This is a genomic window from Pseudomonas sp. JV449 (assembly GCF_032424295.1).
GTDB classification, from domain to species: domain Bacteria; phylum Pseudomonadota; class Gammaproteobacteria; order Pseudomonadales; family Pseudomonadaceae; genus Aquipseudomonas; species Aquipseudomonas marginalis.
Window position 1 is genome coordinate 168,015 of sequence record NZ_VYKD01000034.1, and the last position, 21,164, is coordinate 189,178.

At 61.9% G+C, this 21,164-nt stretch carries 18 protein-coding genes; 8 read left to right on the forward strand and 10 right to left on the reverse strand.

Going from position 1 to position 21,164, the window contains the following annotated elements; genetic code table 11:
• Nucleotides 1-24 precede the first annotated feature (24 nt).
• The 4 genes from mdtD (at nucleotide 25) to yccS (ending at nucleotide 6,721) form a co-directional block, all read left to right on the forward strand.
• Nucleotides 25-1,452 carry a multidrug transporter subunit MdtD gene (gene mdtD / locus F6S08_RS29885; RefSeq protein WP_065938168.1) on the forward strand — a complete coding sequence of 476 codons (1,428 nt, stop codon included), beginning with the start codon at nucleotides 25-27 and terminating at the stop codon, nucleotides 1,450-1,452.
• Between the two features lie 130 nt (nucleotides 1,453-1,582).
• A complete protein-coding gene (dbpA, locus tag F6S08_RS29890) occupies nucleotides 1,583-2,920 on the forward strand; it encodes an ATP-dependent RNA helicase DbpA (RefSeq protein WP_235865629.1) in 1,338 nt (445 codons plus the stop codon).
• A 219-nt stretch (nucleotides 2,921-3,139) separates the two neighbouring features.
• On the forward strand, nucleotides 3,140-4,318 hold the full coding sequence (locus tag F6S08_RS29895) for an NAD(P)/FAD-dependent oxidoreductase (RefSeq protein ID WP_065938167.1): 1,179 nt from the start codon (nucleotides 3,140-3,142) through the stop codon (nucleotides 4,316-4,318).
• A gap of 219 nt (nucleotides 4,319-4,537) precedes the next feature.
• The gene (yccS, locus tag F6S08_RS29900) at nucleotides 4,538-6,721 is read left to right on the forward strand and encodes a YccS family putative transporter (RefSeq protein ID WP_065947504.1); all 2,184 of its coding nucleotides are present in this window, start codon (nucleotides 4,538-4,540) and stop codon (nucleotides 6,719-6,721) included.
• Between the two features lie 26 nt (nucleotides 6,722-6,747).
• Here yccS and F6S08_RS29905 read toward each other — a convergent pair whose 3' ends face one another.
• Nucleotides 6,748-7,485, reverse strand: a complete 738-nt coding sequence (locus tag F6S08_RS29905; RefSeq protein WP_065947505.1) for a substrate-binding periplasmic protein — start codon at nucleotides 7,483-7,485, stop codon at nucleotides 6,748-6,750.
• 200 nt (nucleotides 7,486-7,685) lie between these two features.
• Here F6S08_RS29905 and F6S08_RS29910 point away from each other — a divergent pair, with 200 nt between their 5' ends.
• Nucleotides 7,686-8,138, forward strand: a complete 453-nt coding sequence (locus F6S08_RS29910; protein ID WP_065925482.1) for a GNAT family N-acetyltransferase — start codon at nucleotides 7,686-7,688, stop codon at nucleotides 8,136-8,138.
• Between the two features lie 22 nt (nucleotides 8,139-8,160).
• Here F6S08_RS29910 and F6S08_RS29915 read toward each other — a convergent pair whose 3' ends face one another.
• The 3 genes from F6S08_RS29915 to F6S08_RS29925 are packed head-to-tail and all read right to left on the reverse strand — an operon-like array spanning nucleotide 8,161 to nucleotide 11,126.
• Nucleotides 8,161-8,457: a helix-turn-helix domain-containing protein gene (locus tag F6S08_RS29915; protein WP_065925483.1), complete on the reverse strand. Its 297-nt coding sequence runs from the start codon at nucleotides 8,455-8,457 to the stop codon at nucleotides 8,161-8,163.
• Between the two features lie 19 nt (nucleotides 8,458-8,476).
• Nucleotides 8,477-8,977 carry a M48 family metallopeptidase gene (locus F6S08_RS29920; protein ID WP_065925484.1) on the reverse strand — a complete coding sequence of 167 codons (501 nt, stop codon included), beginning with the start codon at nucleotides 8,975-8,977 and terminating at the stop codon, nucleotides 8,477-8,479.
• A 43-nt stretch (nucleotides 8,978-9,020) separates the two neighbouring features.
• Nucleotides 9,021-11,126, reverse strand: coding sequence for a putative bifunctional diguanylate cyclase/phosphodiesterase (locus tag F6S08_RS29925; RefSeq protein ID WP_065925485.1), 2,106 nt, complete (start codon nucleotides 11,124-11,126; stop codon nucleotides 9,021-9,023).
• Nucleotides 11,127-11,434: 308 nt separating this feature from the next.
• Here F6S08_RS29925 and F6S08_RS29930 point away from each other — a divergent pair, with 308 nt between their 5' ends.
• Entirely contained in the window at nucleotides 11,435-12,100 is a 666-nt protein-coding gene (locus tag F6S08_RS29930) for a polysaccharide lyase family 7 protein (protein ID WP_065925486.1), read from the forward strand.
• A 105-nt stretch (nucleotides 12,101-12,205) separates the two neighbouring features.
• On the opposite strand, the gene fba is transcribed toward F6S08_RS29930, so the two are convergent.
• From fba to tkt, 6 genes are all read right to left on the reverse strand, one after another.
• A complete protein-coding gene (gene fba, locus F6S08_RS29935) occupies nucleotides 12,206-13,270 on the reverse strand; it encodes a class II fructose-bisphosphate aldolase (protein ID WP_003177554.1) in 1,065 nt (354 codons plus the stop codon).
• A 258-nt stretch (nucleotides 13,271-13,528) separates the two neighbouring features.
• The gene (locus tag F6S08_RS29940) at nucleotides 13,529-13,861 is read right to left on the reverse strand and encodes an MliC family protein (protein WP_027606036.1); all 333 of its coding nucleotides are present in this window, start codon (nucleotides 13,859-13,861) and stop codon (nucleotides 13,529-13,531) included.
• Nucleotides 13,862-13,921: 60 nt separating this feature from the next.
• Entirely contained in the window at nucleotides 13,922-14,149 is a 228-nt protein-coding gene (locus tag F6S08_RS29945) for a hypothetical protein (protein ID WP_027606037.1), read from the reverse strand.
• 29 nt (nucleotides 14,150-14,178) lie between these two features.
• On the reverse strand, nucleotides 14,179-15,342 hold the full coding sequence (locus tag F6S08_RS29950) for a phosphoglycerate kinase (protein ID WP_027606038.1): 1,164 nt from the start codon (nucleotides 15,340-15,342) through the stop codon (nucleotides 14,179-14,181).
• Between the two features lie 17 nt (nucleotides 15,343-15,359).
• Nucleotides 15,360-16,415, reverse strand: a complete 1,056-nt coding sequence (gene epd / locus F6S08_RS29955; protein WP_315872698.1) for an erythrose-4-phosphate dehydrogenase — start codon at nucleotides 16,413-16,415, stop codon at nucleotides 15,360-15,362.
• A gap of 169 nt (nucleotides 16,416-16,584) precedes the next feature.
• Complete coding sequence (gene tkt, locus F6S08_RS29960; protein ID WP_315872699.1) at nucleotides 16,585-18,582, reverse strand: transketolase; 1,998 nt, start codon at nucleotides 18,580-18,582, stop codon at nucleotides 16,585-16,587.
• 272 nt (nucleotides 18,583-18,854) lie between these two features.
• Between tkt and F6S08_RS29965 the strand changes: the two genes are divergently transcribed.
• Both F6S08_RS29965 and metK read left to right on the forward strand, forming a co-directional pair.
• Nucleotides 18,855-19,850 (forward strand): ArsR/SmtB family transcription factor, encoded by a 996-nt coding sequence (locus F6S08_RS29965; protein ID WP_027606041.1) that lies wholly within the window; start codon nucleotides 18,855-18,857, stop codon nucleotides 19,848-19,850.
• Between the two features lie 19 nt (nucleotides 19,851-19,869).
• Nucleotides 19,870-21,060 carry a methionine adenosyltransferase gene (gene metK, locus F6S08_RS29970; RefSeq protein WP_065925490.1) on the forward strand — a complete coding sequence of 397 codons (1,191 nt, stop codon included), beginning with the start codon at nucleotides 19,870-19,872 and terminating at the stop codon, nucleotides 21,058-21,060.
• Nucleotides 21,061-21,164: the final 104 nt, after the last annotated feature.

Consider the following 21,164-nt stretch of genomic DNA (forward strand, 5'->3'; position numbering starts at 1 on the left):
AGCCGGCTAACAAAAAGGTACCCCATGCCAGATCGTGCCCCTCTCGATGCCAAGACCGCCCGCTGGCTCCCCTGGGTGGTCGCGATTGCCTTCTTCATGCAATCGCTGGATGGGACGATTCTCAACACGGCGCTGCCGGCCATGGCCCGGGACCTGGCGGAAAACCCGCTGCGCATGCAAGGGGTGGTGATCGCCTACATGCTCACCGTCGCCTTGCTGATCCCGGCCTCGGGCTGGATCGCCGACCGCTTCGGCACCAAGAAGATTTTCTTCGGTGCGATCATGCTGTTCAGCATCGGCTCCTTGCTGTGCGCCCTGTCCAGCAGCCTGACCATGCTGGTGGGCGCGCGGGTCATCCAGGGCCTCGGCGGTGCGCTGATGCTGCCGGTCGGGCGGCTCGTGGTGCTACGCGCCTACCCCCGCTCCGAGCTGGTGCGGATCATGGGTTTCATTACTATCCCCGGCCTGCTCGGGCCCTTGCTCGGCCCGACCATGGGCGGCTGGATGGTGCAATACCTGACCTGGCACTGGATCTTCCTGATCAACCTGCCGGTGGGCATGATCGGTTGCTACGCCGTGTGGAAATTCATCCCCGACCTGCGCGGCAGCGAGCGCACGCGCTTCGATGGCCTCGGTTTCCTGCTGTTCGGCGCGGCGATGGTGCTGATCACCATTGCCATGGAAGGTCTGGGCGAGCTGCATCTGCCCCACCTGCGGGTGATGCTGCTGCTGTTCGGCGGGTTGGCGTGCCTGGCGGCGTACTGGCTGCGCGCCGGGCATATCGATAACCCGTTGTTTTCACCGGCGCTGTTCAAGACCCGCACGTTTGCGGTGGGCATCCTCGGCAACCTGTTCGCGCGCCTGGGCAGCGGTGCCTTGCCGTTCCTGGTGCCGTTGCTGCTGCAAGTGGCCCTGGGGTATTCGCCGTCCCAGGCCGGCATGAGCATGCTGCCCCTGGCGGCGGCGGCGATGTTCGCCAAGTCGGTGGCGCGCCCGTTGATCGAGCGCCTGGGTTATCGCGTGGTGCTGACCGGCAACACCCTGGCCCTGGGCATCATGCTGGCGAGCATGGGCCTGGTCAGCGAACAGACGCCCTACCCGCTGCTGCTGGCCATGCTGGCGGTGCTGGGGGCGATCAACTCGCTGCAATTTACCGCGATGAACACCGTCACCCTCATCGACCTTGACGACGCCCAGGCCAGCAGCGGCAACAGTCTGTTGTCGGTGGTGGCGCAACTGTCCCTGAGCCTGGGGGTGGCCTGTGCCGGTGCATTGCTCGGCGGGTTTACCGCCGAATCGGGCAACGACGGCGTGAGCACGGTGCTCGGCGCGTTCCAGCTGACCTTCCTCACCGTGGGCATCATGGCAATGCTGGCGGCGGCGATCTTCCTGCAATTGTCGCCCAAAGACGGTAAACGGGCGGCCAGCCCGGAACAGCATATCGAGCATTAACCAGCGTCTCGTCTAGAACTTGCGGGGAAATTCCCACAGGGCTGGTACACTGCGCGACATTTTGTTTTGCAGAGCCAGTCCCGTGACTACCATCGCCACCGCTTTTAATACTTTGCCCCTGTCCGCCGCCATGCTGGCTAACCTCGACTCGCTGGGTTATGTCGAGATGACGCAGATCCAGGCGCAAAGCTTGCCGGTGATCCTCAAGGGGCTGGACCTGATTGCCCAGGCCAAGACCGGCAGCGGCAAGACCGCGGCGTTCGGCATTGGCCTGCTGAACCCGATCAACCCGCGCTACTTCGGCTGCCAGGCCCTGGTGATGTGCCCGACCCGTGAGCTGGCCGACCAGGTCGCCAAGGAAATCCGCCGCCTGGCCCGCGCCGAAGACAACATCAAGGTCCTGACCCTGTGCGGCGGCGTGTCCCTCGGCCCGCAGATCGCCTCCCTGGAGCACGGCGCCCACGTGATCGTCGGCACCCCGGGCCGTATCCAGCAACACCTGCGCAAGGGTTCGCTGGTGCTGGACGGCTTGAACACCCTGATCCTCGACGAAGCCGACCGCATGCTCGACATGGGCTTCTACGACGCCATCGAAGACATCATCAGCAAGACCCCGCCGCGCCGTCAGACCCTGCTGTTCTCGGCCACCTACCCGGTGAGCATCAAGCAACTGGCGTCGAAATTCATGCGCGCGCCGCAGCAAGTGAAAGCCGAAGCGTTCCACTCCGACGACCAGATCGAGCAGCGTTTCTACGAGATCTCCCCGGAAGAACGCATGGACGCCGTGACCAAGGTACTGGCGCATTTCCGCCCGGCCTCCTGCGTGGCGTTCTGCTTCACCAAGCAGCAAGTGCAGGAAACCGTCGATCACCTGACGGCCAAGGGCATTTCCGCCGTCGGCCTGCATGGCGACCTGGAACAGCGCGACCGTGACCAGGTATTGGCGATGTTCGCCAACCGCAGTACTTCGGTCCTGGTGGCCACCGACGTCGCCGCCCGCGGCCTGGACATCGACGCGCTGGACATGGTCATCAACGTCGAACTGGCCCGCGACTCGGAAATCCACATCCACCGCGTGGGCCGTACCGGTCGTGCCGGTGAGACCGGCATCGCCATCAGCCTGGTGGCGCCGTCCGAAGCGCATCGCGCCCAGGCCATCGAGCAACTGCAGAAGTCGCCGCTGAACTGGGACCAACTCGACAACCTCAAGCCGCAAAGCGGTGGTCCGCTGCTGCCGGTGATGAGCACCCTGTGCATCGCCGCCGGGCGCAAAGACAAGGTGCGCCCGGGCGACATCCTCGGCGCATTGACCGGCGAAGCCGGCATCCCGGGTGCCCAGGTCGGCAAGATCGCGATCTTCGACTTCCAGGCCTTCGTGGCCGTGGAACGCGGCATCGCCAAGCAGGCGTTGCAGCGCTTGAACGACGGCAAGATCAAAGGCCGTTCGTTGCGCGTTCGGATCCTGTAACACGGTCTCCGACCTATATGGAGATCCAATGTGGGAGGGCGCTTGCTGTGGTGAGCGGGCTTGCTGTGGTGAGCGGGCTTGCTGTGGTGAGCGGGCTTGCCCCGCGCTGGGCTGCGAAGCAGCCCCACTGAATCGGGGAGCAAGCCCCCCTCACCACAGCAAGCCCCCTCCCCCAGTTTTGATTGCATTTCAGCCCCCTATTTTTGTGAGGACATTGCTGTGCGCTCGACCGAAGTTGTGATCATTGGCGCCGGCGCCGCAGGCTTGATGTGCGCACTGACCGCCGCCGGGCGTGGGCGCAAGGTGATGTTGCTCGACCATGCGAACAAGGCCGGCAAGAAGATCCTGATGTCAGGCGGCGGCCGCTGCAATTTCACCAATATGTACACCGAGCCGGCCAACTTCCTCTCGCACAACGCGCACTTCTGCAAGTCCGCCCTGGCCCGCTATACCCAGTGGGACTTTATCGGGCTGGTGGCCAAGCACGGTGTGCCGTACCACGAGAAGAAACTCGGCCAGCTGTTCTGCGATAACAAATCCAGTGACATCCTCGGCATGCTGCTGGACGAGTGCATCCAGACCGGCGTGAGCCTGCACCTGGACACCTCGATTGAAGAAATCGCCAAGGTCGACAGCGGCTACCAGTTGCAGACCACCCTGGGTGAACTGCGCTGCGAATCCCTGGTGATCGCCACCGGCGGCCTGTCGATCCCGACCCTGGGCGCCAGCGGTTTTGGCTATCAAGTCGCCAGGCAGTTCGGCCACGAACTGCTGCCGACCCGCGCCGGGCTGGTGCCGTTCACCATCACCGACCAGCTCAAGGACTTGTGTGGCGAGCTGTCCGGGACCTCGGTGGATTGCCTGGTCAGCTGCAACGGCCAGAGCTTTCGCGAGAACCTCCTGTTTACCCATCGCGGCCTCAGCGGCCCGGCGATTCTGCAGATTTCCTCCTACTGGGAGTCCGGCGACACGCTGGAGATCAACCTGCTGCCCGACCACGACGCCCACACCTGGCTGCAACAGCAGCAGGTGGAGCGCCCCAACAGCGAGCTGAAAACCCTGCTGGGTGAAATCTTCACCAAGAAGATGGCCAACCTGCTGGCGGACACCTGGTTCGCGTCCAAGCCGATGAAGCAGTACACCCACGCTGAAGTGGCCGATATCGCGCAAAAACTCTCGAGCTGGCAACTGGTGCCGGCGGGCACCGAGGGCTACCGCACGGCCGAGGTGACCTTGGGCGGGGTGGATACGCGGGAAGTCTCGTCCAAGACCATGGAATCGCTGAAAAGCCCGGGCCTGTACTTTATTGGGGAAGTGCTGGATGTGACCGGGCATCTGGGCGGGTTTAACTTCCAGTGGGCCTGGGCTTCCGGTTACGCTGCCGCGCAGTTTGTTTGACACGACGCAGTAAAAAATGTGGGAGGGGGCTTGCTCCCGATAGCGGTGTATCAGTGATAGATGTTCTGACTGACACACTGCAATCGGGAGCAAGCCCCCTCCCACATTTGATTTACGGTATGCCTGGGAATAATTTGCTGCCAGATGTGATCACCACCCTTGCCGTGGCGTCACTGATGGCTCAATTTAGCGGCATCGTCCCGGAAGACTCCAGACTTCATGTCATCGACCTCGTTCAAGCAGTCCATGCGGCGCCTGTGGGCGCTGGATAAATTCAGCTACAGCATCCGGGTGTTTATCGCCCTCACCGGCAGCATGGCGCTGTGCTGGTATCAGGATGAAATGGCCCTGCTGATCCCGCTGTTCCTGGGGATTATCGCCAGCGCCCTGGCCGAGACCGACGACAGTTGGCAAGGCCGCCTCAACGCCCTGGCGGTGACGCTGGTGTGTTTCAGCATTGCCGCGCTGTCGGTGGAGCTGCTGTTCCCCTACCCCTGGATTTTCGCCATCTCCCTGGCCCTGGCCACGTTCTGCCTGACCATGCTCGGCGCCTTGGGCGAACGCTATGGCGCGATTGCTTCGGCCACCTTGATCCTGTCGGTCTACACCATGATCGGCGTGGACCAGCGCGGCGGCGCCGTCAGTGATTTCTGGCACGAGCCGTTGCTGCTGGTGGCCGGCGCCGCCTGGTACGGCGCGTTATCGGTGCTGTGGCAGGCGCTGTTCTCCAACCAGCCGGTGCAGCAGAGCCTGGCGCGGTTGTTCCGCGAGCTGGGGCGTTACCTGAAGCTCAAATCATCGTTGTTCGAACCGATTCGCCAACTGGACGTGGAAGCCCGCCGCCTGGAACTGGCCCAGCAAAACGGCCGGGTGGTGGCGGCGCTGAATGCGGCGAAGGAAATCATCCTGCACCGTGTCGGCAATGGCCGGCCGGGGTCGAAGGTCAGTCGCTACCTCAAGCTGTACTTCCTGGCCCAGGACATCCACGAACGCGCCAGCTCGTCCCACTATCCTTACAACGCCCTGGCCGATGCGTTTTTCCACAGCGATGTACTGTTCCGCTGCCAACGCCTGCTGCGTCAGCAAGGCAAGGCCTGCCAGGCCCTGGCCGAGTCGATCCAGCTGCGCCAGCCGTTCATCTATGACGACAGCTTCGCCGAAGCCCTCAGCGACCTGAATGCCTCCCTGGAACACCTGCGCATCCAGAGCAACCCGGCCTGGCGCGGCCTGCTGCGTTCCTTGCGCGCCCTGGCGGCCAACCTGTCCACCCTCGACCGCCTGCTCGGCGACGCCAGCAACCCCGACGCCCTGGCCGACGCCACCGACAGCAACCTGCTGGACCGCGCCCCGCGTAACCTGAAGGAAATGTGGACGCGCCTGCGCACCCAACTCACGCCGACATCGCTGCTGTTCCGCCATGCACTGCGCCTGTCCCTGGCGCTGACCGTCGGCTACGGCATGCTGCATGCGATCCACGCCTCCCAGGGTTACTGGATCATCCTCACCACGCTGTTTGTTTGCCAACCGAACTATGGTGCCACGCGGCGCAAGCTCGGCCAGCGGATCATCGGCACAGCCATCGGCCTCACCGTGGCGTGGGCGCTGTTCGACCTGTTCCCAAGCCCGCTGGTGCAATCGATGTTCGCCATCGCCGCCGGCCTGGTGTTCTTTATCAACCGCACCACCCGCTACACCCTGGCCACGGCGGCGATCACCCTGATGGTGCTGTTCTGCTTCAACCAGGTGGGCGATGGCTACGGACTGTTCCTGCCACGCCTGTTCGATACCCTGCTTGGCAGCCTGATCGCGGGCCTGGCGGTGTTCCTGTTCCTCCCGGACTGGCAAGGCCGGCGCCTGAACAAAGTGCTGGCCAACACCCTGACCTGCAACAGCATCTACCTGCGCCAGATCATGCAGCAATACGCCGCTGGCAAGAGCGACGACCTGGCCTACCGCCTGGCCCGGCGCAATGCCCACAACGCCGATGCGGCGCTGTCCACCACCCTGGCCAATATGCTGATGGAGCCTGGGCATTTCCGTAAGGAAGCGGATGTGGGCTTCCGCTTCCTGGTGCTGTCGCACACCTTGCTCAGCTACCTGTCGGGGCTCGGGGCACACCGCGAAACCCAACTGCCGGCCGAGGTGCGCGCGCACTTGATCGATGGCGCCGGCAATAGCCTGGCGGCGAGCATTGACGAAATCGCCACCGGGCTGGCTAACAAGCAGCCGATTGCGATTCAGAGCGATGCCGAGGAGGCCTTGGCGGCGGACCTGGAGCAGATGCCGGATGAGATTGATGAAGGGCAGCGGTTGGTGCAGACGCAGTTGGCGTTGATATGCCGGCAATTGGGGCCGTTGCGCACCTTGGCGGCGCATTTGATCAAGGACACCAGCGCGGCTTAGGTCGCTATCGGGGGCCCGCACAGGCACTACATGCCATGGGCCTTCATCAACCGCTCATAACTGCCATCCGCCTTCATCCTGGCAATCTCGCGGTCAAAGCTCGCCACAATCTGCGCATGCTCGGGGTTCTTCAGGCTGACCAGAATATGCAGGCTGTTTTCGCTCAGCGGCGTGGGCAGAAACTCCACCGCATTGCGCACCCGCGCCGACTCGCGCGACAGGTAATAGCGCGCCACATACTCATCCTCCACGGTCAACCGCACCCGCTGCGCCGCCAGCATGCGCACCGCCATGGCGAAGTTATGCACCGGCACTTTCTGCAACTGCCCATCCCCATCGAACGCCGCCGAATAGGCATAACCGCGCACCACGGCAATGGGATAGTCGTGCAACTGCTCCAGGTTCTGAAACTCGATGGGATCGTCACGGCGCTTGATGAAACGCACGCGATTGAGCAGGTATTCGCCGGAAAACTGCCCCAATTGTGTACGGGCCTCGTCGTACCAGGCGTTGACCAGCACGTCATAGCGCCCATCGCCCACCCCCATCAGCGCTCGCGCCCAGGGCACCTGTTGGAAGTCGCTGGCATAGCCCGCACGGGCCAGGGCCGTGGTGACTATATCGGTGGCCAGGCCACCGTTGATCAAGGTGGCATCGGTAAACGGTGGCCAGGCATCCGCGACCAGGCGCAGACGCTGTGCGAACACAGGTGTCGCCAGCAACAACACTCCAATCAAAGCAACGGCACGAGACAATCGCGGCATGCTCAAAATCCTTGGCGGCGGGCGGTGGCCTTGGCTCAGGCAGGGCCTGAGGTTCTAACATTAGCTCAGATTACACAAAGAAACGGATGTCGAGAGCACTCAATGATGGCAAATTGATTTCATTCACAAAAATACTCGATTTAGACAGAGTCGTCCGTCGCGCTTACTATCCAGAACAGACATTCAAGTGAGAACACACCATGACAGTCGATTGGGTCTGTAAACATCACACCGACCTGGGCAAGGAGCAGCTGTACGCCATTTTGCGTTTGCGCGGCGAGGTCTTCGTTGTCGAGCAGAAGTGCGTCTACCAGGATATCGACGGGCAAGACCTGGCGGGCGATACCCACCACCTGATGGCGTGGAAAGACGACGAGCTGGTGGCCTACCTGCGCCTGCTGGACCCGGAGTCCCAGGGCGGCGACGTGGTGATCGGCCGTGTAATCGTGGCGCCGGTTGCACGGGGCACCGGGCTGGGGCACCAGATGATGGAAGAAACCCTCAGGCAGATTGACGAGATCTGGCCTGAGATGCCGATCTTCCTGTCAGCCCAGGCCCATCTGCAGGGGTATTACGGGCGGTATGGGTTTGTGGTGGCGGGTGAGGAATACCTGGAGGATGACATTCCGCATATCGGGATGCGGCGCGCTTGAGGCCGCCCAGCCACCGCTGAACTCAGGGGTAACCCAGAACCCGCTTGATCTGGCTGAGATTCACCTCGATCCACCCCCGATCAATCGCGCCCCAATCGCGAATCCGATAATGCCCGGCATGGTTGCGGGCCCCATCCTCCTGCTCGAACTCACACACAATATCCAGGTCCGCCAGCGCCGCAATCGTGTCCTGCGCGGTGCGCCGGGGCATGCCGGTGACATCGGTCAGCGCCGGGACGCTGCTGGCCAGCCCACTGTCGATCAGGTACGCCACGTACAGCCGGCGGTAGAAGCTGCTTTTGGTCTTGCTCACATCCATGGTTGGTCGCCTTGTGCGGTCAGGGCTTGCCCTGCAGGTCGCGATACGTGAGGTATACCCGCAGGTCGAATTCCACCTGGTGGTAGCCGGGCATCATGTAGTCGCAGAGTTTGTAGAACGCTTTGTTGTGGTCCGATTCCTTGAAGTGCGCCAGCTCATGAACCACGATCATGCGCAGGAATTGCGGCGCGGCCTCTTTGAACAGCGAGGCAATGCGGATCTCTTTCTTGGCTTTGAGATTACCGCCCTGCACCCGCGAAATCGTGGTGTGCAGGCCCAGGGCGCGGTGGGTCAGGTCCAGGCGGTTATCGAACAGCACTTTGTCGATGGCCGGCGCGTTGCGCAGGTGTTCCTGCTTCAAGGCCTGGGCATAGGCGTACAGGGCTTTGTCGCTCTGCACCCCATGGCGATCGGGGTAACGCTGCTCCAGGTAGGCGCCCAACTGGTCCTTGGCGATCAGTTGGCGCACTTGCTCCTGGAGGGCAGCGGGGTAGGCCTGGAGGTATTTCAGCGCGGTCATTGGGGTCTGCAACAGGATTCGGATGGGCGCCAGTGTAGCGAATTCAGCGCACGCGGGCGCGTGACCAGTCGACCACTTCTTCAGCCATCAGGGGCTGCGCCGCCCACGGCCCCTGGATAAACGGGCAACCCTGGGCCTTGAGCCACTGGGCCTGCTCCTGGGTTTCCACGCCCTCGGCCACCACGACCACCTCAAAATGCCTGCACAGCTCGATAATGCTGCGCGCCATCGCCGCGTCCCGCACCGAGCCCGGCAGCCGCGCAACCAATTGCGGATCAAGCTTGAGTGTATCGAAGGCCAGGTCGCGCAAATGCGCCAGGGAACACTGTCCCGAACCGAAGTCATCCAGGGCGATACGCACCCCGATACGGCGCAGCAACTTGAGCTGCTTGGCGGCCTCTTCCAGGTTACTCATCAGGCAGTCCTCGCTGATTTCCACCTCCAACTGGTACCCCTCCAGCCCATAGCGCTCGAGCATCTGCTGCAGTTGGTTCACCAGGTTAGGCATATTGAACTGGCTGCTGCTCAGGCTCACGCTCAACACCAATTCATCGTCGAACGCGGCTTGCCACGCCTGGCGCTGGGCGGCGATCTGCTGATAGATCCACGTGCTCAGTTGACTGATCAGCCGCGCCTCTTCCAGCAACGGTAAAAACAGCCCCGGCGGCACATCGCCGACGCTGGGGTGCCGCCAGCGCAACAACACCTCAACGCCGCGCAAACGCCCATCCACCAGCGAAACCTGGGGCTGATAGACCAGGGTGAAATCCTTGTTTTGAATCGCCGTACGCACGCTGTCTTCAAGCATCAGCCGCGAGCGGGCGCGACCGTTCATTTCCTGGTCGTAATAGCGATATTGCTGGCGGCCGGCGCGCTTGGCTTCGTACATGGCGATGTCGGCCGCGCGCAGCAAACCACTCAAATCCGCGCCGCAATCCGGGAAGGTGGCAATGCCGATGCTGACGCCGAGCATGACATCCAAACCGTCGACCTGCTGGCACACCGACACTCGCTCGATCAGCTTTTCCGAGATCTTTGCCGCCTGCTCCGGGAACTCCAGCTCCAGCAGCGCCGTGAATTCATCGCCGCCCATGCGGCCAATAATGTCGTAGGAGCGCAGACAGCCCTGCAATTGCTCCGAGACCCAGCGCAATACACGGTCGCCGGCATCATGGCCCAGGGAGTCGTTGACCCGCTTGAAACCGTCGAGGTCCAGGTACAGCAACACCAGGGACTGCTCTGTCCGCTCACTGCGGGATAAGGTGTTTTCCACCGCCTGGTAGAAACCACGCCGGTTCAACAGCCCGGTCAGCGGATCCGTCACGGCCTGGAATTCCAGCTGCTGGTGCAGGTGGCGCACTTCGGACATATCCAGCACCGTCACCACCATGGCCTTCTGCTCTGCGGGCAGCGGCGCGCAGGACAACGCCACCGGCACTTGCTGGCCACGGCTGGTGCGCAGGAGCGCATCGTGCAGGCGCCAGGTTTCACCGCGGCGGTAGTCGGCGTACATTTGCGAATCCGGCCAAGTGGGCACATGGGGCTTTTGCAGGAAACTCAGGAAGTCCTGGCCTTGCAGTTCCTGGATCGTGGCATTGAGCAGGCGCGAAATCGCCGGGTTGGCGTATTCGATCACGCCCTCTTCACTCACCACCAGGATGCCCTCGGCGGCGTTATCCAATACCGAGGCATTGAACGCCCGGGCGGACTCCAGGTCATGGCTCAGGCGCTGCAAGGCCCGGCGGTTGCGCTGATGCTCCAGCAACGCCTGGACCTTGGGCTTGAGGATGTGCGGGTCGAAGGGCTTGAACAGGTAGTCGATGGCGCCGCTGGCGTAGCCTTCCAGCACGGCGGCGGGGGATTGGGCGTTGGCACTCAGAAAAATGATCGGGGTCATGCGCGTGCGCTGGCTGCCGCGCATCAAGCGGGCGACTTCGAAACCGTCCATGCCGGGCATCATCACATCCAGCAGCACCAGATCGACCTCATGCTGCAGCAGCAACTCGAGGGCTTCCACCCCGGACGCGGCGGTGATCACCACCCAATCATCACGCTGCAGAAGCGCACGCATGCTGATCAGATTTTCCGGGTAGTCATCGACCACCAGAAGAACCGAACTGCCATCGCCATGAGGTGGAGCGCATTCCATGCTAGGTCTCTTCCTTGGGTCTACTCCGGTCACTTCTGAGAGAAAACCCGGACAAACATTGAGGCCTCACTCTAGCCCCGGATCCTGAAAATCAGAAGTGACGTGGACGCCATCATTGCGCCAAAGTTCAGTCAGCCGACTAACGGTCAACCTCTACAGCCCACGGTTCATGGGAAACATGGCTTTTTGGCATTCCCTTGGCGCCAATAAATTGCCAGCAAACGTTTAACAACTGGCCGGCCACCGCCTATAAAGAACCTGTCAGGCCCCCGGGCCAAAGCCTTCACCCCCTGTAAAAGGCCAATGCCATGATCGACCTCTCCACTTGGAACCTGAGCATTCCGGTCGGCTCGCCCCCCGCGACGATCGACACGCCCAGGCTGCTCAGCGGCTTCAACGACCAATACTTCCAGGCCGAAGGCAGCAACGTGCAATTCTGGACCCCCGTCACCGGCACCCGCACCGAAAACGCCGTGTACCCGCGCAGCGAACTGCGCGAAACCTACGCCGACGGCCGCCTGCGCAATTGGACCTACCCCGAAGCCGACAACTTCCTGCGGGCCACATTGGCGGTGAACCAGGTGCCCTCCAGCGGCAAGATCGTCATCGGCCAGATCCACGCCTATGACAGCCAGAAACCGCTGATCAAGCTCGAATACCAGTTCAAGGAAAAGACCCAGACCGGCAACATCGTCGCCAAGGTGCGCATGCGCCCGGACGAAGATGAAAGCCGCGTGATCATCGTCGCGTCCAATGTGCCGCTGGAGAAAAGCTTCACCTACGTGATCAACCTCAACAAGGCCGGCCTGCTCAGCGTGTACGCCGCCGACAGTGAGTGGAACGAGCGTATCGGTGCCGCGTGGGCCGCCAAGCCGCTGTACTTCAAGGCAGGCGCTTATGTGCAGGACAACAGCGGGGACAGCAAGGAAGGCGCCAAGGTGACGTTTGCGAAGTTGGATATTGATCACGAGTGAACGGATCGGCCTCGATTCGAGCAGGCAATGCCCGATGGGCGCAAGACTGATTTCCGGCCAAAAAAAAGCCCGCATCGCTGCGGGCTTCTTTTTAACGCCTCAGGCTTAGTTCACCTTAGCGTTCAACTCACCTTTCAAATACCGCTGGTACATCGCTTCCAACGAGATCGGCTTGATCTTCGAAGCATTACCGGCAGTACCGAACGCTTCATAACGAGCGATACACACATCACGCATCGCGGTCACAGTCGCACCGAAGAACTTGCGCGGGTCGAACTCACTCGGGTTGGTGGCCATCAGGCGACGCATCGCGCCGGTGGACGCCAGGCGCAGGTCGGTGTCGATGTTGACCTTGCGCACGCCGTACTTGATGCCTTCGACGATTTCTTCAACCGGTACGCCGTAGGTTTCTTTGATGTCGCCGCCGTACTGGTTGATGATCGCCAGCCATTCTTGCGGTACCGAGGAAGAACCGTGCATCACCAGGTGGGTGTTAGGGATGCGCTTGTGGATTTCCTTGATGCGGTCGATGGCCAGTACGTCGCCAGTCGGTGGCTTGGTGAACTTGTAGGCGCCGTGGCTGGTGCCGATAGCGATCGCCAGGGCGTCCACTTGGGTCTTCTTGACGAAGTCGGCAGCTTCTTCCGGGTCGGTCAGCATCTGGCTGTGATCCAGCACGCCTTCGGCGCCGATGCCGTCTTCTTCACCGGCCATGCCGGTTTCCAGGGAACCCAGGCAACCCAGTTCGCCTTCAACCGAAACGCCGCAGGCGTGGGCCATGGCCACGGTTTGTTGGGTTACGCGTACGTTGTACTCGTAGTCGGTCGGGGTCTTGCCGTCTTCGCCGAGGGAGCCGTCCATCATCACCGAGCTGAAGCCCAGCTGGATGGAGCGCTGGCACACGTCAGGGCTGGTGCCGTGATCCTGGTGCATGCACACCGGGATGTGTGGGAATTCCTCGATCGCGGCGAGGATCAGGTGACGCAGGAACGGGGCACCGGCGTATTTGCGCGCACCGGCCGAAGCCTGGACGATCACTGGGGAGTCGGTCTTGTCAGCGGCTTCCATGATGGCGCGCATCTGCTCAAGGTTGTTGACGTTAAAGGCTGGGACGCCGTAGCCGAACTCGGCTGCGTGGTCCAGCATTTGACGCATGCTGATAAGTGCCATTGTGTTGTCTCTCCCGGTCGAGGGTCGTTAATCGTGCAAGCCTGCCGTAGCGGCGGCTGCTATTCAAGTTATTGCAGGTCAGGCTTTGCATGCCTGGCGTGCTGAATCGTTATTGCTGATGTGGGAGGGGGGCTTGCCCCCGATGACAGCCTGTCAGTGATGACTCTGTTGGCTGATCCACCGCTATCGGGGGCAAGTCGAATCGTCGCACCGCCTCTCCCACATTTTGGTCTCATCGATGTTGAGACCGCGTTCTATTTACTGGGCCTTGCAGCCGCGCCCGATCAAATCGTCGGTGGCAACCCAGTAAACCAGGCCTTCCTCACCTTTTGTGTGAAACGCCAACTGGTCGTTGCTGTACAGCACGCCCGAAGCCGCCACATCCTGTTTGAGGCGATAAACCTGGTCGGAACCGCCGAGGCGTACATCCACCTCACTGCGGGCCTGGTTGGCGAAGCGCCAGTTGACCTCGGCCTTGCTGTCGCAGGTCCAGGTGGTCCACTTACCTTCCGGCTCTGCCTTGTTGAACATGTTCATGCTGCTGCAACCGGCCAATAGGGCCAGGGCTGCCAGGGCGAAAACGCCTTTCATTGCCAATCCTCGCAGCGGGGCCAAAGGCCGCCGATGCCGTCGGTTAGTTGATCAGACCCGTCAAGGGCAACCCTGTTCCTGACCGTTGGGCGCGGAGTCGTATTTCTCCAGCCGTTCGTTGCCGATGCGCTTGTTGATTACCGGCATGGTCTCGGCTTGCCAGTCAGCCTGATAGCAGCTTTTTTTCTGCTCCGTGGCAGGTTTGCCTGCCGCCGGCGCTGCGCTTGGCGTGCTGCCGCAGCCGGCCAACAGGCCCGCTGCGATCACCATTGCCAACGACTTGATCATGGGAATACTCCTTTTCCGGATCACGAGCCTTAGCCTTTGGCTCGGGTTTCCAGCACTTCCACGGCGGGCAGGACTTTGCCTTCGACGAATTCGAGGAATGCACCGCCACCGGTAGAAATGTAGGAGATCTGGTCGGCAACGCCATATTTATCGATGGCCGCCAGGGTGTCGCCGCCGCCGGCGATGGAGAATGCCGAGCTGTCTGCGATGGCCTTGGCCAGCACTTTGGTGCCGTTGCCGAACTGGTCGAACTCGAACACGCCGACCGGACCGTTCCACAGGATGGTCTGGGAGGCTTTCAGCAGTTCTGCAAAGTTGGCTGCAGTTTGCGGGCCGATGTCCAGGATCATGTCGTCGGCGGCCACGTCGGCGATGAGCTTGACGGTGGCTTCGGCGGTTTCAGCGAACTCCTTGGCAACCACCACGTCCACCGGCAACGGCACGCTGACCTTGGCGGCGATGGCGCGGGCGGTGTCGAGCAGGTCCGGCTCATACAGGGACTTGCCCACCGGGTGGCCTGCTGCCGCCAGGAAGGTATTGGCAATGCCGCCACCAACGATCAACTGGTTGCAGATCTGGCTCAGGCTGTTGAGCACGTCCAACTTGGTGGACACCTTGGAGCCGGCAACGATGGCAGCCATCGGTTGGGCCGGAGCGCCCAGGGCCTTGCCCAGTGCCTCCAGTTCAGCCGCCAGCAATGGGCCGGCAGCCGCCACCTTGGCGAACTTGGCCACGCCGTGGGTCGAACCCTCGGCACGGTGGGCGGTACCAAAAGCGTCCATCACGAACACGTCGCACAGGGCGGCGTATTGCTGGGCCAGTTCGTCGCTGTTCTTTTTCTCGCCTTTGTTGAAGCGCACGTTTTCGAACAGCACGATGTCGCCAGGCTTAACGTCGACGCCGCCCAGGTAGTCAGCCACCAACGGCACGTCACGGCCCAGGGCCTTGCTCAGGTAGTCGGCTACCGGCTTGAGGCTGTTTTCGGCGGAGAACTCACCTTCGGTCGGGCGACCCAGGTGGGAGCAGACCATCACGGCCGCGCCTTTTTCCAGGGCCAGCTTGATGGTCGGCAGCGAGGCCAGGATTCGCGCATCGCTGGTGACAACACCGTCCTTGACGGGGACGTTGAGGTCTTCGCGAATCAGTACGCGCTTACCTTGCAGATCGAGGTCGGTCATCTTCAACACGGTCATGGGTGGCAGTTCCTGAATTACTGTTGAGGTTGTTTAGAGGCGATATGCAGATAATGTTCCGCAACGTCGAGCATTCGGTTGGCAAAGCCCCATTCGTTGTCGAACCAGGCCAGGATGTTCACCAGCCTCGGACCGGAAACGCGGGTCTGGCTGGCATCGACAATCGCCGAATGCGGGTCATGGTTGAAATCACAACTGGCGTGGGGCAACTCGGTGTAGGCCAGCAAGCCTTTGAGCGGGCCGCTGGTGGCGGCGTCGCGCAGGATCCGGTTGACCTCCGTCGCATCCGTGTCGCTGACGGTTTGCATGGTGATGTCCAGGCAGGACACGTTCACCGTCGGCACCCGTACGGCTTTGGCCTGGATTCGCCCGGCAAGTTCCGGCAGCAGGCGTTCAATGCCGCGGGCAAGGCCTGTGGACACCGGAATCACCGACTGGAACGCCGAGCGCGTGCGGCGCAAGTCTTCATGGTGATAGGCGTCGATCACCGGCTGGTCGTTCATCGCCGAGTGGATGGTGGTGATCGACACGTAGTCCAGGCCGATCGCCTGATCCAGCAGGCGCAACAGCGGCACGCTGCAGTTGGTGGTGCAGGAGGCATTGGACACCAGCAGCTCATTGCCGGTCAGGCAATCCTGGTTGATGCCGAAGACGATGGTGGCGTCGACATCCGCCTCGCTGGCCATCGGCTGGGAAAACAGCACACGCGGAGCACCGGCGTCGAGGAAACGCTGGCCATCGGCACGGGTGTGATAGGCACCGGAGCATTCCAACACCAGGTCGACGCCCAGCGCCGCCCAGTCGATGCCCTCGGGGGTGGCGCTGCGCAACACTTTCACGCAGTCGCCGTTGATATACAGACAATCGCCTTCGACCCGCACTTCGCCGGGAAAGCGGCCGTGGGTGGAGTCAAAGCGCGTCAGGTATTCGATGCTGGCCATGTCGGCCAGGTCGTTGATCGCGACAATTTCAAACCCGGCTGCCGCCCCTCGCTCGAACAGAGCACGCAAGACGCAACGACCAATGCGGCCGTAGCCGTTGAGTGCAACTTTGTAGGGACGCGTTTGGGGCATGGGGTTCTCGCATTGTGGGCGACACAAACCACTGTAGGAGCGAGCTTGCTCGCGAAGAACCTGAGAGCGCCGCGTTAAACCAGAAACGCTGCGTTATCGTTAACGATCTTCGCGAGCAAGCTCGCTCCTACAGTAGAGGCGGTGACCAGTAGGCCACCGCGTTAGCGCTTTAGTCTTCCAGCAGCTCTTCAGCCTGACCCAGGATATTTTCCAGGGTGAAACCGAACTCTTCGAACAACGCTGGCGCCGGCGCCGACTCACCGTAGGTGGTCATGCCGATCACGCGGCCTTCCAGGCCCACGTACTTGTACCAGTAGTCGGCGTGAGCCGCTTCGATGGCGATACGCGCGCTGACCTGCAACGGCAGGACCGATTGCTTGTAGCCGGCGTCCTGGGCTTCGAACACGCTGGTGCACGGCATGGACACAACGCGCACGTTACGGCCTTGGGCAGTCAGCTTGTCGTACGCCTGAACGGTCAGGCCCACTTCGGAACCGGTGGAGATCAGGATCAGCTCGGGCTCGCCGATGCAGTCCTTGAGCACGTAGCCGCCACGGCTGATGTCGGCGATCTGCGCGTCGGTACGCACCTGGTGTTGCAGGTTCTGACGGGAGAAGATCAGCGCCGAAGGGCCGTCCTTGCGCTCGATCGCGTGCTTCCAGGCCACCGCGGATTCCACCGCGTCGGCTGGGCGCCAGCAATCCAGGTTCGGCGTGGTGCGCAGGCTGGTCAGTTGCTCGACCGGCTGGTGCGTCGGGCCGTCTTCGCCGAGGCCGATGGAGTCGTGGGTGTACACATGGATCACGCGCTTCTTCATCAGCGCGGCCATACGTACGGCATTGCGCGCGTACTCCATGAACATCAGGAAGGTCGCGCCGTAAGGCACCAGGCCGCCGTGCAGGGACACGCCGTTCATGATGGCGCTCATGCCGAATTCGCGCACGCCGTAGTACATGTAGTTGCCGCTGGCGTCTTCGGCCGAGACACCTTTGCAGCCTTTCCACAGGGTCAGGTTGGAACCGGCCAGGTCGGCCGAACCGCCGAGGAACTCAGGCAGCAGCGGGCCAAAGGCGTTCAGGGTGTTCTGGCTGGCTTTACGGCTGGCGATGGTCTCGCCCTTGGCCGCGACTTCAGCAATGTAGGCCGAGGCTTTTTCCGAGAAATCGGCAGGCAGGTCACCGGCCAGGCGACGCACCAGCTCGTTGGCCAATTCCGGGAATTCGGCGGAGTAGGCGGCGAAACGCTGGTCCCACTCGGCTTCGGTGGCCAGGCCTTTTTCCTTGGCATCCCATTCGGCGTAGATGTCGGCCGGGATTTCGAACGGGCCGTGGTTCCACTTCAGCGCGGCGCGAGTCAGGGCGATTTCCGCGTCACCCAATGGGGCGCCGTGGCAATCTTCCTTGCCTTGCTTGTTCGGCGAGCCGAAGCCGATGGTGGTCTTGCAGCAGATCAGGGTCGGCTGCGCGCTCTTGTGGGCGGTGTCGATGGCGGTCTTGATCTCTTCCGGATCGTGGCCGTCGACATTGCGGATTACCTGCCAGTTGTAGGCTTCGAAACGCTTGGGGGTGTCATCGGTGAACCAGCCTTCGACTTCGCCGTCGATGGAGATACCGTTGTCATCGTAGAAGGCGATCAGCTTGCCCAGGCCCAGGGTGCCGGCCAGGGACGCGACTTCGTGGGAAATGCCTTCCATCATGCAGCCATCACCCAGGAACACATAGGTGTGGTGATCGACGATGTCGTGGCCAGGGCGGTTGAACTGCGCGCCCAGGACTTTTTCGGCCAGCGCGAAGCCCACGGCGTTGGCCAGGCCTTGGCCCAGGGGACCGGTGGTGGTCTCGACGCCCGGGGTGTAGCCGAATTCCGGGTGACCCGGGGTGCGGCTGTGCAGCTGGCGGAAGCTCTTGAGGTCATCGATGGTGACGTCGTAGCCGGTCAGGTGCAGCAGCGAGTAGATCAGCATCGAGCCGTGGCCGTTGGACAGTACGAAGCGGTCACGGTCGGCGAACGACGGGTTGCTCGGGTTGTGCTTCAGGTAATCACGCCAAAGTACCTCGGCGATATCCGCCATGCCCATCGGGGCACCGGGATGGCCGCTGTTGGCTTTTTGCACGGCATCCATGCTGAGGGCACGAATGGCGTTGGCACGCTCACGACGGCTGGGCATCGCTGTTCTCCTGAGGATTTTGAAGAGTGAATGATTAAAAGAAACGGAAAAAAGGATCGGCATTTTCCCTCAGCCACCGCCTGCGGGCAATGACAGATAGTCACTTGCAGGTGTTTTTCCTGTGCTTTGGGCAGCAATCGCTTGCAGAAACCTTTAACCGCTTCGTCTAAAGGTTATAGCGGCTGCTTATAACCGCCACTTATCGATCAATATCAAAACTTTTTGATATTGACCTTGCGGGGATACTCACCCGTCACTAGACTGCTGGCCTTATGAACCTACCCGTGCCCACCCTGCGTCCTGACGACGGCGAAGAGCTGGCAGCCTTGTGCAAGGCCGCTGGCGACCCATTGCGTCTGAACGTATTGCGCGCACTGACCAACGACTCATTCGGCGTACTGGAACTGGCACAGATCTTCGCCATCGGCCAGTCGGGCATGAGCCACCACCTGAAGGTGCTGGCCCAGGCCGACCTGGTCGCCACCCGCCGCGAAGGCAATGCGATTTTCTACCGCCGCGCCCTGCCCCACGCCGACCTGCTCGGCGGCAAGTTGCACGCGGCCCTGCTTGAGGAAGTGGACAGCCTGAGCCTGCCCCATGACGTGCAGTCACGCATCGGCCAGGTCCACGGGCAACGTGCCGCCGCGAGCCAGGACTTTTTCGCACGGGTTGCCGAGAAATTTCGCGCCCAGCAGGACTTGATCGCAGGCCTGGCCCAATACCGCGACAGCGTACTGGCGCTGCTGGACAAGCTGAGCTTCAGTGAAGAAGCGACGGCGCTGGAAGTCGGGCCTGGAGATGGCGGCTTCCTGCCGGAACTGGCACGCCGCTTTCGGCAGGTCACGGCGCTGGACAACAGCCCGGCGATGCTCGAACTGGCACGCCAGCTCTGTGAGCGCGAGGCGTTGGGCAATGTCAGCCTGCAGTTGGCTGATGCCCTGAGCAGCACAACGATCAAGGCCGATTGCGTGGTGCTGAACATGGTCTTGCACCATTTCGCCGCCCCCGCCGACGCTTTAAAGCAAATGGCCGGGTTGCTGCACCCCGGCGGTAGCCTGTTGGTTACGGATTTATGCAGCCACAACCAGAATTGGGCCAGGGAGGCCTGCGGTGATCTCTGGTTGGGTTTTGAACAGGACGATCTGGCCCGTTGGGCCACCGCTGCGGGACTCGTTCCCGGGGAAAGCCTCTATGTAGGTTTACGTAATGGTTTCCAGATCCAGGTCCGCCACTTTCAGCGACCGACTGGCGACACTCACCATCGGTAAATATCAGGAAAACATCGAGATGAGCGAATACTCCCTTTTCACCTCCGAGTCCGTGTCTGAAGGGCATCCGGACAAAATCGCCGACCAGATTTCTGATGCGGTGCTGGATGCCATCATCGCTGAAGACAAGTTCGCCCGTGTGGCGTGCGAGACCCTGGTGAAAACCGGTGTAGCGATCATCGCCGGCGAAGTGACCACTACCGCCTGGGTTGACCTGGAGCAGATCGTTCGTGACGTGATCACCGACATCGGCTACAACAGCTCCGACGTCGGTTTCGACGGTGCGACCTGCGGCGTGATGAACATCATCGGCAAGCAGTCGCCCGACATCAACCAGGGCGTCGACCGTGCCAAGCCGGAAGACCAGGGCGCCGGCGACCAGGGCCTGATGTTCGGCTACGCCAGCAACGAAACCGAGGTGCTGATGCCAGCCCCGATCACCTTCTCGCACCAGCTCGTGCAACGCCAGGCCGAAGCGCGTAAATCCGGCGTGCTGCCTTGGCTGCGCCCGGACGCCAAGTCCCAGGTGACCTGCCGCTACGAAGGCGGCAAGGTGGTCGGCATTGACGCCGTCGTACTGTCGACCCAGCACAACCCGGACGTTTCCTACGCTGACCTGCGCGAAGGCGTGATGGAGCTGATCGTCAAGCACGTGCTGCCGGCCGAACTGCTGAGCAAGGACACCCAGTTCCACATCAACCCGACCGGCCAGTTCATCATTGGCGGCCCGGTAGGTGACTGCGGCCTGACCGGTCGCAAGATCATCGTCGACAGCTACGGCGGCATGGCTCGTCACGGCGGTGGCGCTTTCTCCGGTAAAGACCCATCCAAGGTTGACCGTTCGGCCGCCTACGCCGGTCGCTACGTGGCCAAGAACATCGTTGCTGCCGGCCTCGCCGAGCGTTGCGAGATTCAGGTGTCCTACGCCATCGGCGTGGCCCAGCCTACGTCGATCTCGCTGAATACCTTCGGCACCGGCAAGATCAGCGATGACAAGATCATCAAGCTGGTGCGCGAGATCTTCGACCTGCGCCCTTACGCGATCACCACCATGCTCGACCTGCTGCACCCGATGTACCAGGAAACCGCAGCCTACGGCCACTTCGGTCGTACCCCAGCGCAGAAGACCGTCGGGGACGACACCTTCACCACCTTTACCTGGGAAAAAACCGACCGCGCCAACGACCTGCGCACTGCCGCCGGCCTGTAATCGCCCACGGTACATAAAGCCTCGCCGGGTTTGCCCGGCGGGGCTTTTTCTTGCCTGCGGGACCGCCTTCACATTTTTTGGATCCAAAGCTTGCAGGCACAATA

Coding starts and splice junctions, on each gene's coding strand:
- mdtD (WP_065938168.1), top strand. CDS start 25: ATGCCAGATCGTGCCCCTCTCGATGCCAAGACCGCCCGCTGGCTCCCC.
- dbpA (WP_235865629.1), top strand. CDS start 1,583: ATGCTGGCTAACCTCGACTCGCTGGGTTATGTCGAGATGACGCAGATC.
- yccS (WP_065947504.1), top strand. CDS start 4,538: ATGTCATCGACCTCGTTCAAGCAGTCCATGCGGCGCCTGTGGGCGCTG.
- F6S08_RS29905 (WP_065947505.1), bottom strand. CDS start 7,485: ATGCCGCGATTGTCTCGTGCCGTTGCTTTGATTGGAGTGTTGTTGCTG.
- F6S08_RS29910 (WP_065925482.1), top strand. CDS start 7,686: ATGACAGTCGATTGGGTCTGTAAACATCACACCGACCTGGGCAAGGAG.
- F6S08_RS29915 (WP_065925483.1), bottom strand. CDS start 8,457: ATGGATGTGAGCAAGACCAAAAGCAGCTTCTACCGCCGGCTGTACGTG.
- F6S08_RS29920 (WP_065925484.1), bottom strand. CDS start 8,977: ATGACCGCGCTGAAATACCTCCAGGCCTACCCCGCTGCCCTCCAGGAG.
- F6S08_RS29925 (WP_065925485.1), bottom strand. CDS start 11,126: ATGGAATGCGCTCCACCTCATGGCGATGGCAGTTCGGTTCTTCTGGTG.
- F6S08_RS29930 (WP_065925486.1), top strand. CDS start 11,435: ATGATCGACCTCTCCACTTGGAACCTGAGCATTCCGGTCGGCTCGCCC.
- fba (WP_003177554.1), bottom strand. CDS start 13,270: ATGGCACTTATCAGCATGCGTCAAATGCTGGACCACGCAGCCGAGTTC.
- F6S08_RS29940 (WP_027606036.1), bottom strand. CDS start 13,861: ATGAAAGGCGTTTTCGCCCTGGCAGCCCTGGCCCTATTGGCCGGTTGC.
- F6S08_RS29945 (WP_027606037.1), bottom strand. CDS start 14,149: ATGATCAAGTCGTTGGCAATGGTGATCGCAGCGGGCCTGTTGGCCGGC.
- F6S08_RS29950 (WP_027606038.1), bottom strand. CDS start 15,342: ATGACCGTGTTGAAGATGACCGACCTCGATCTGCAAGGTAAGCGCGTA.
- epd (WP_315872698.1), bottom strand. CDS start 16,415: ATGCCCCAAACGCGTCCCTACAAAGTTGCACTCAACGGCTACGGCCGC.
- tkt (WP_315872699.1), bottom strand. CDS start 18,582: ATGCCCAGCCGTCGTGAGCGTGCCAACGCCATTCGTGCCCTCAGCATG.
- F6S08_RS29965 (WP_027606041.1), top strand. CDS start 18,855: ATGAACCTACCCGTGCCCACCCTGCGTCCTGACGACGGCGAAGAGCTG.
- metK (WP_065925490.1), top strand. CDS start 19,870: ATGAGCGAATACTCCCTTTTCACCTCCGAGTCCGTGTCTGAAGGGCAT.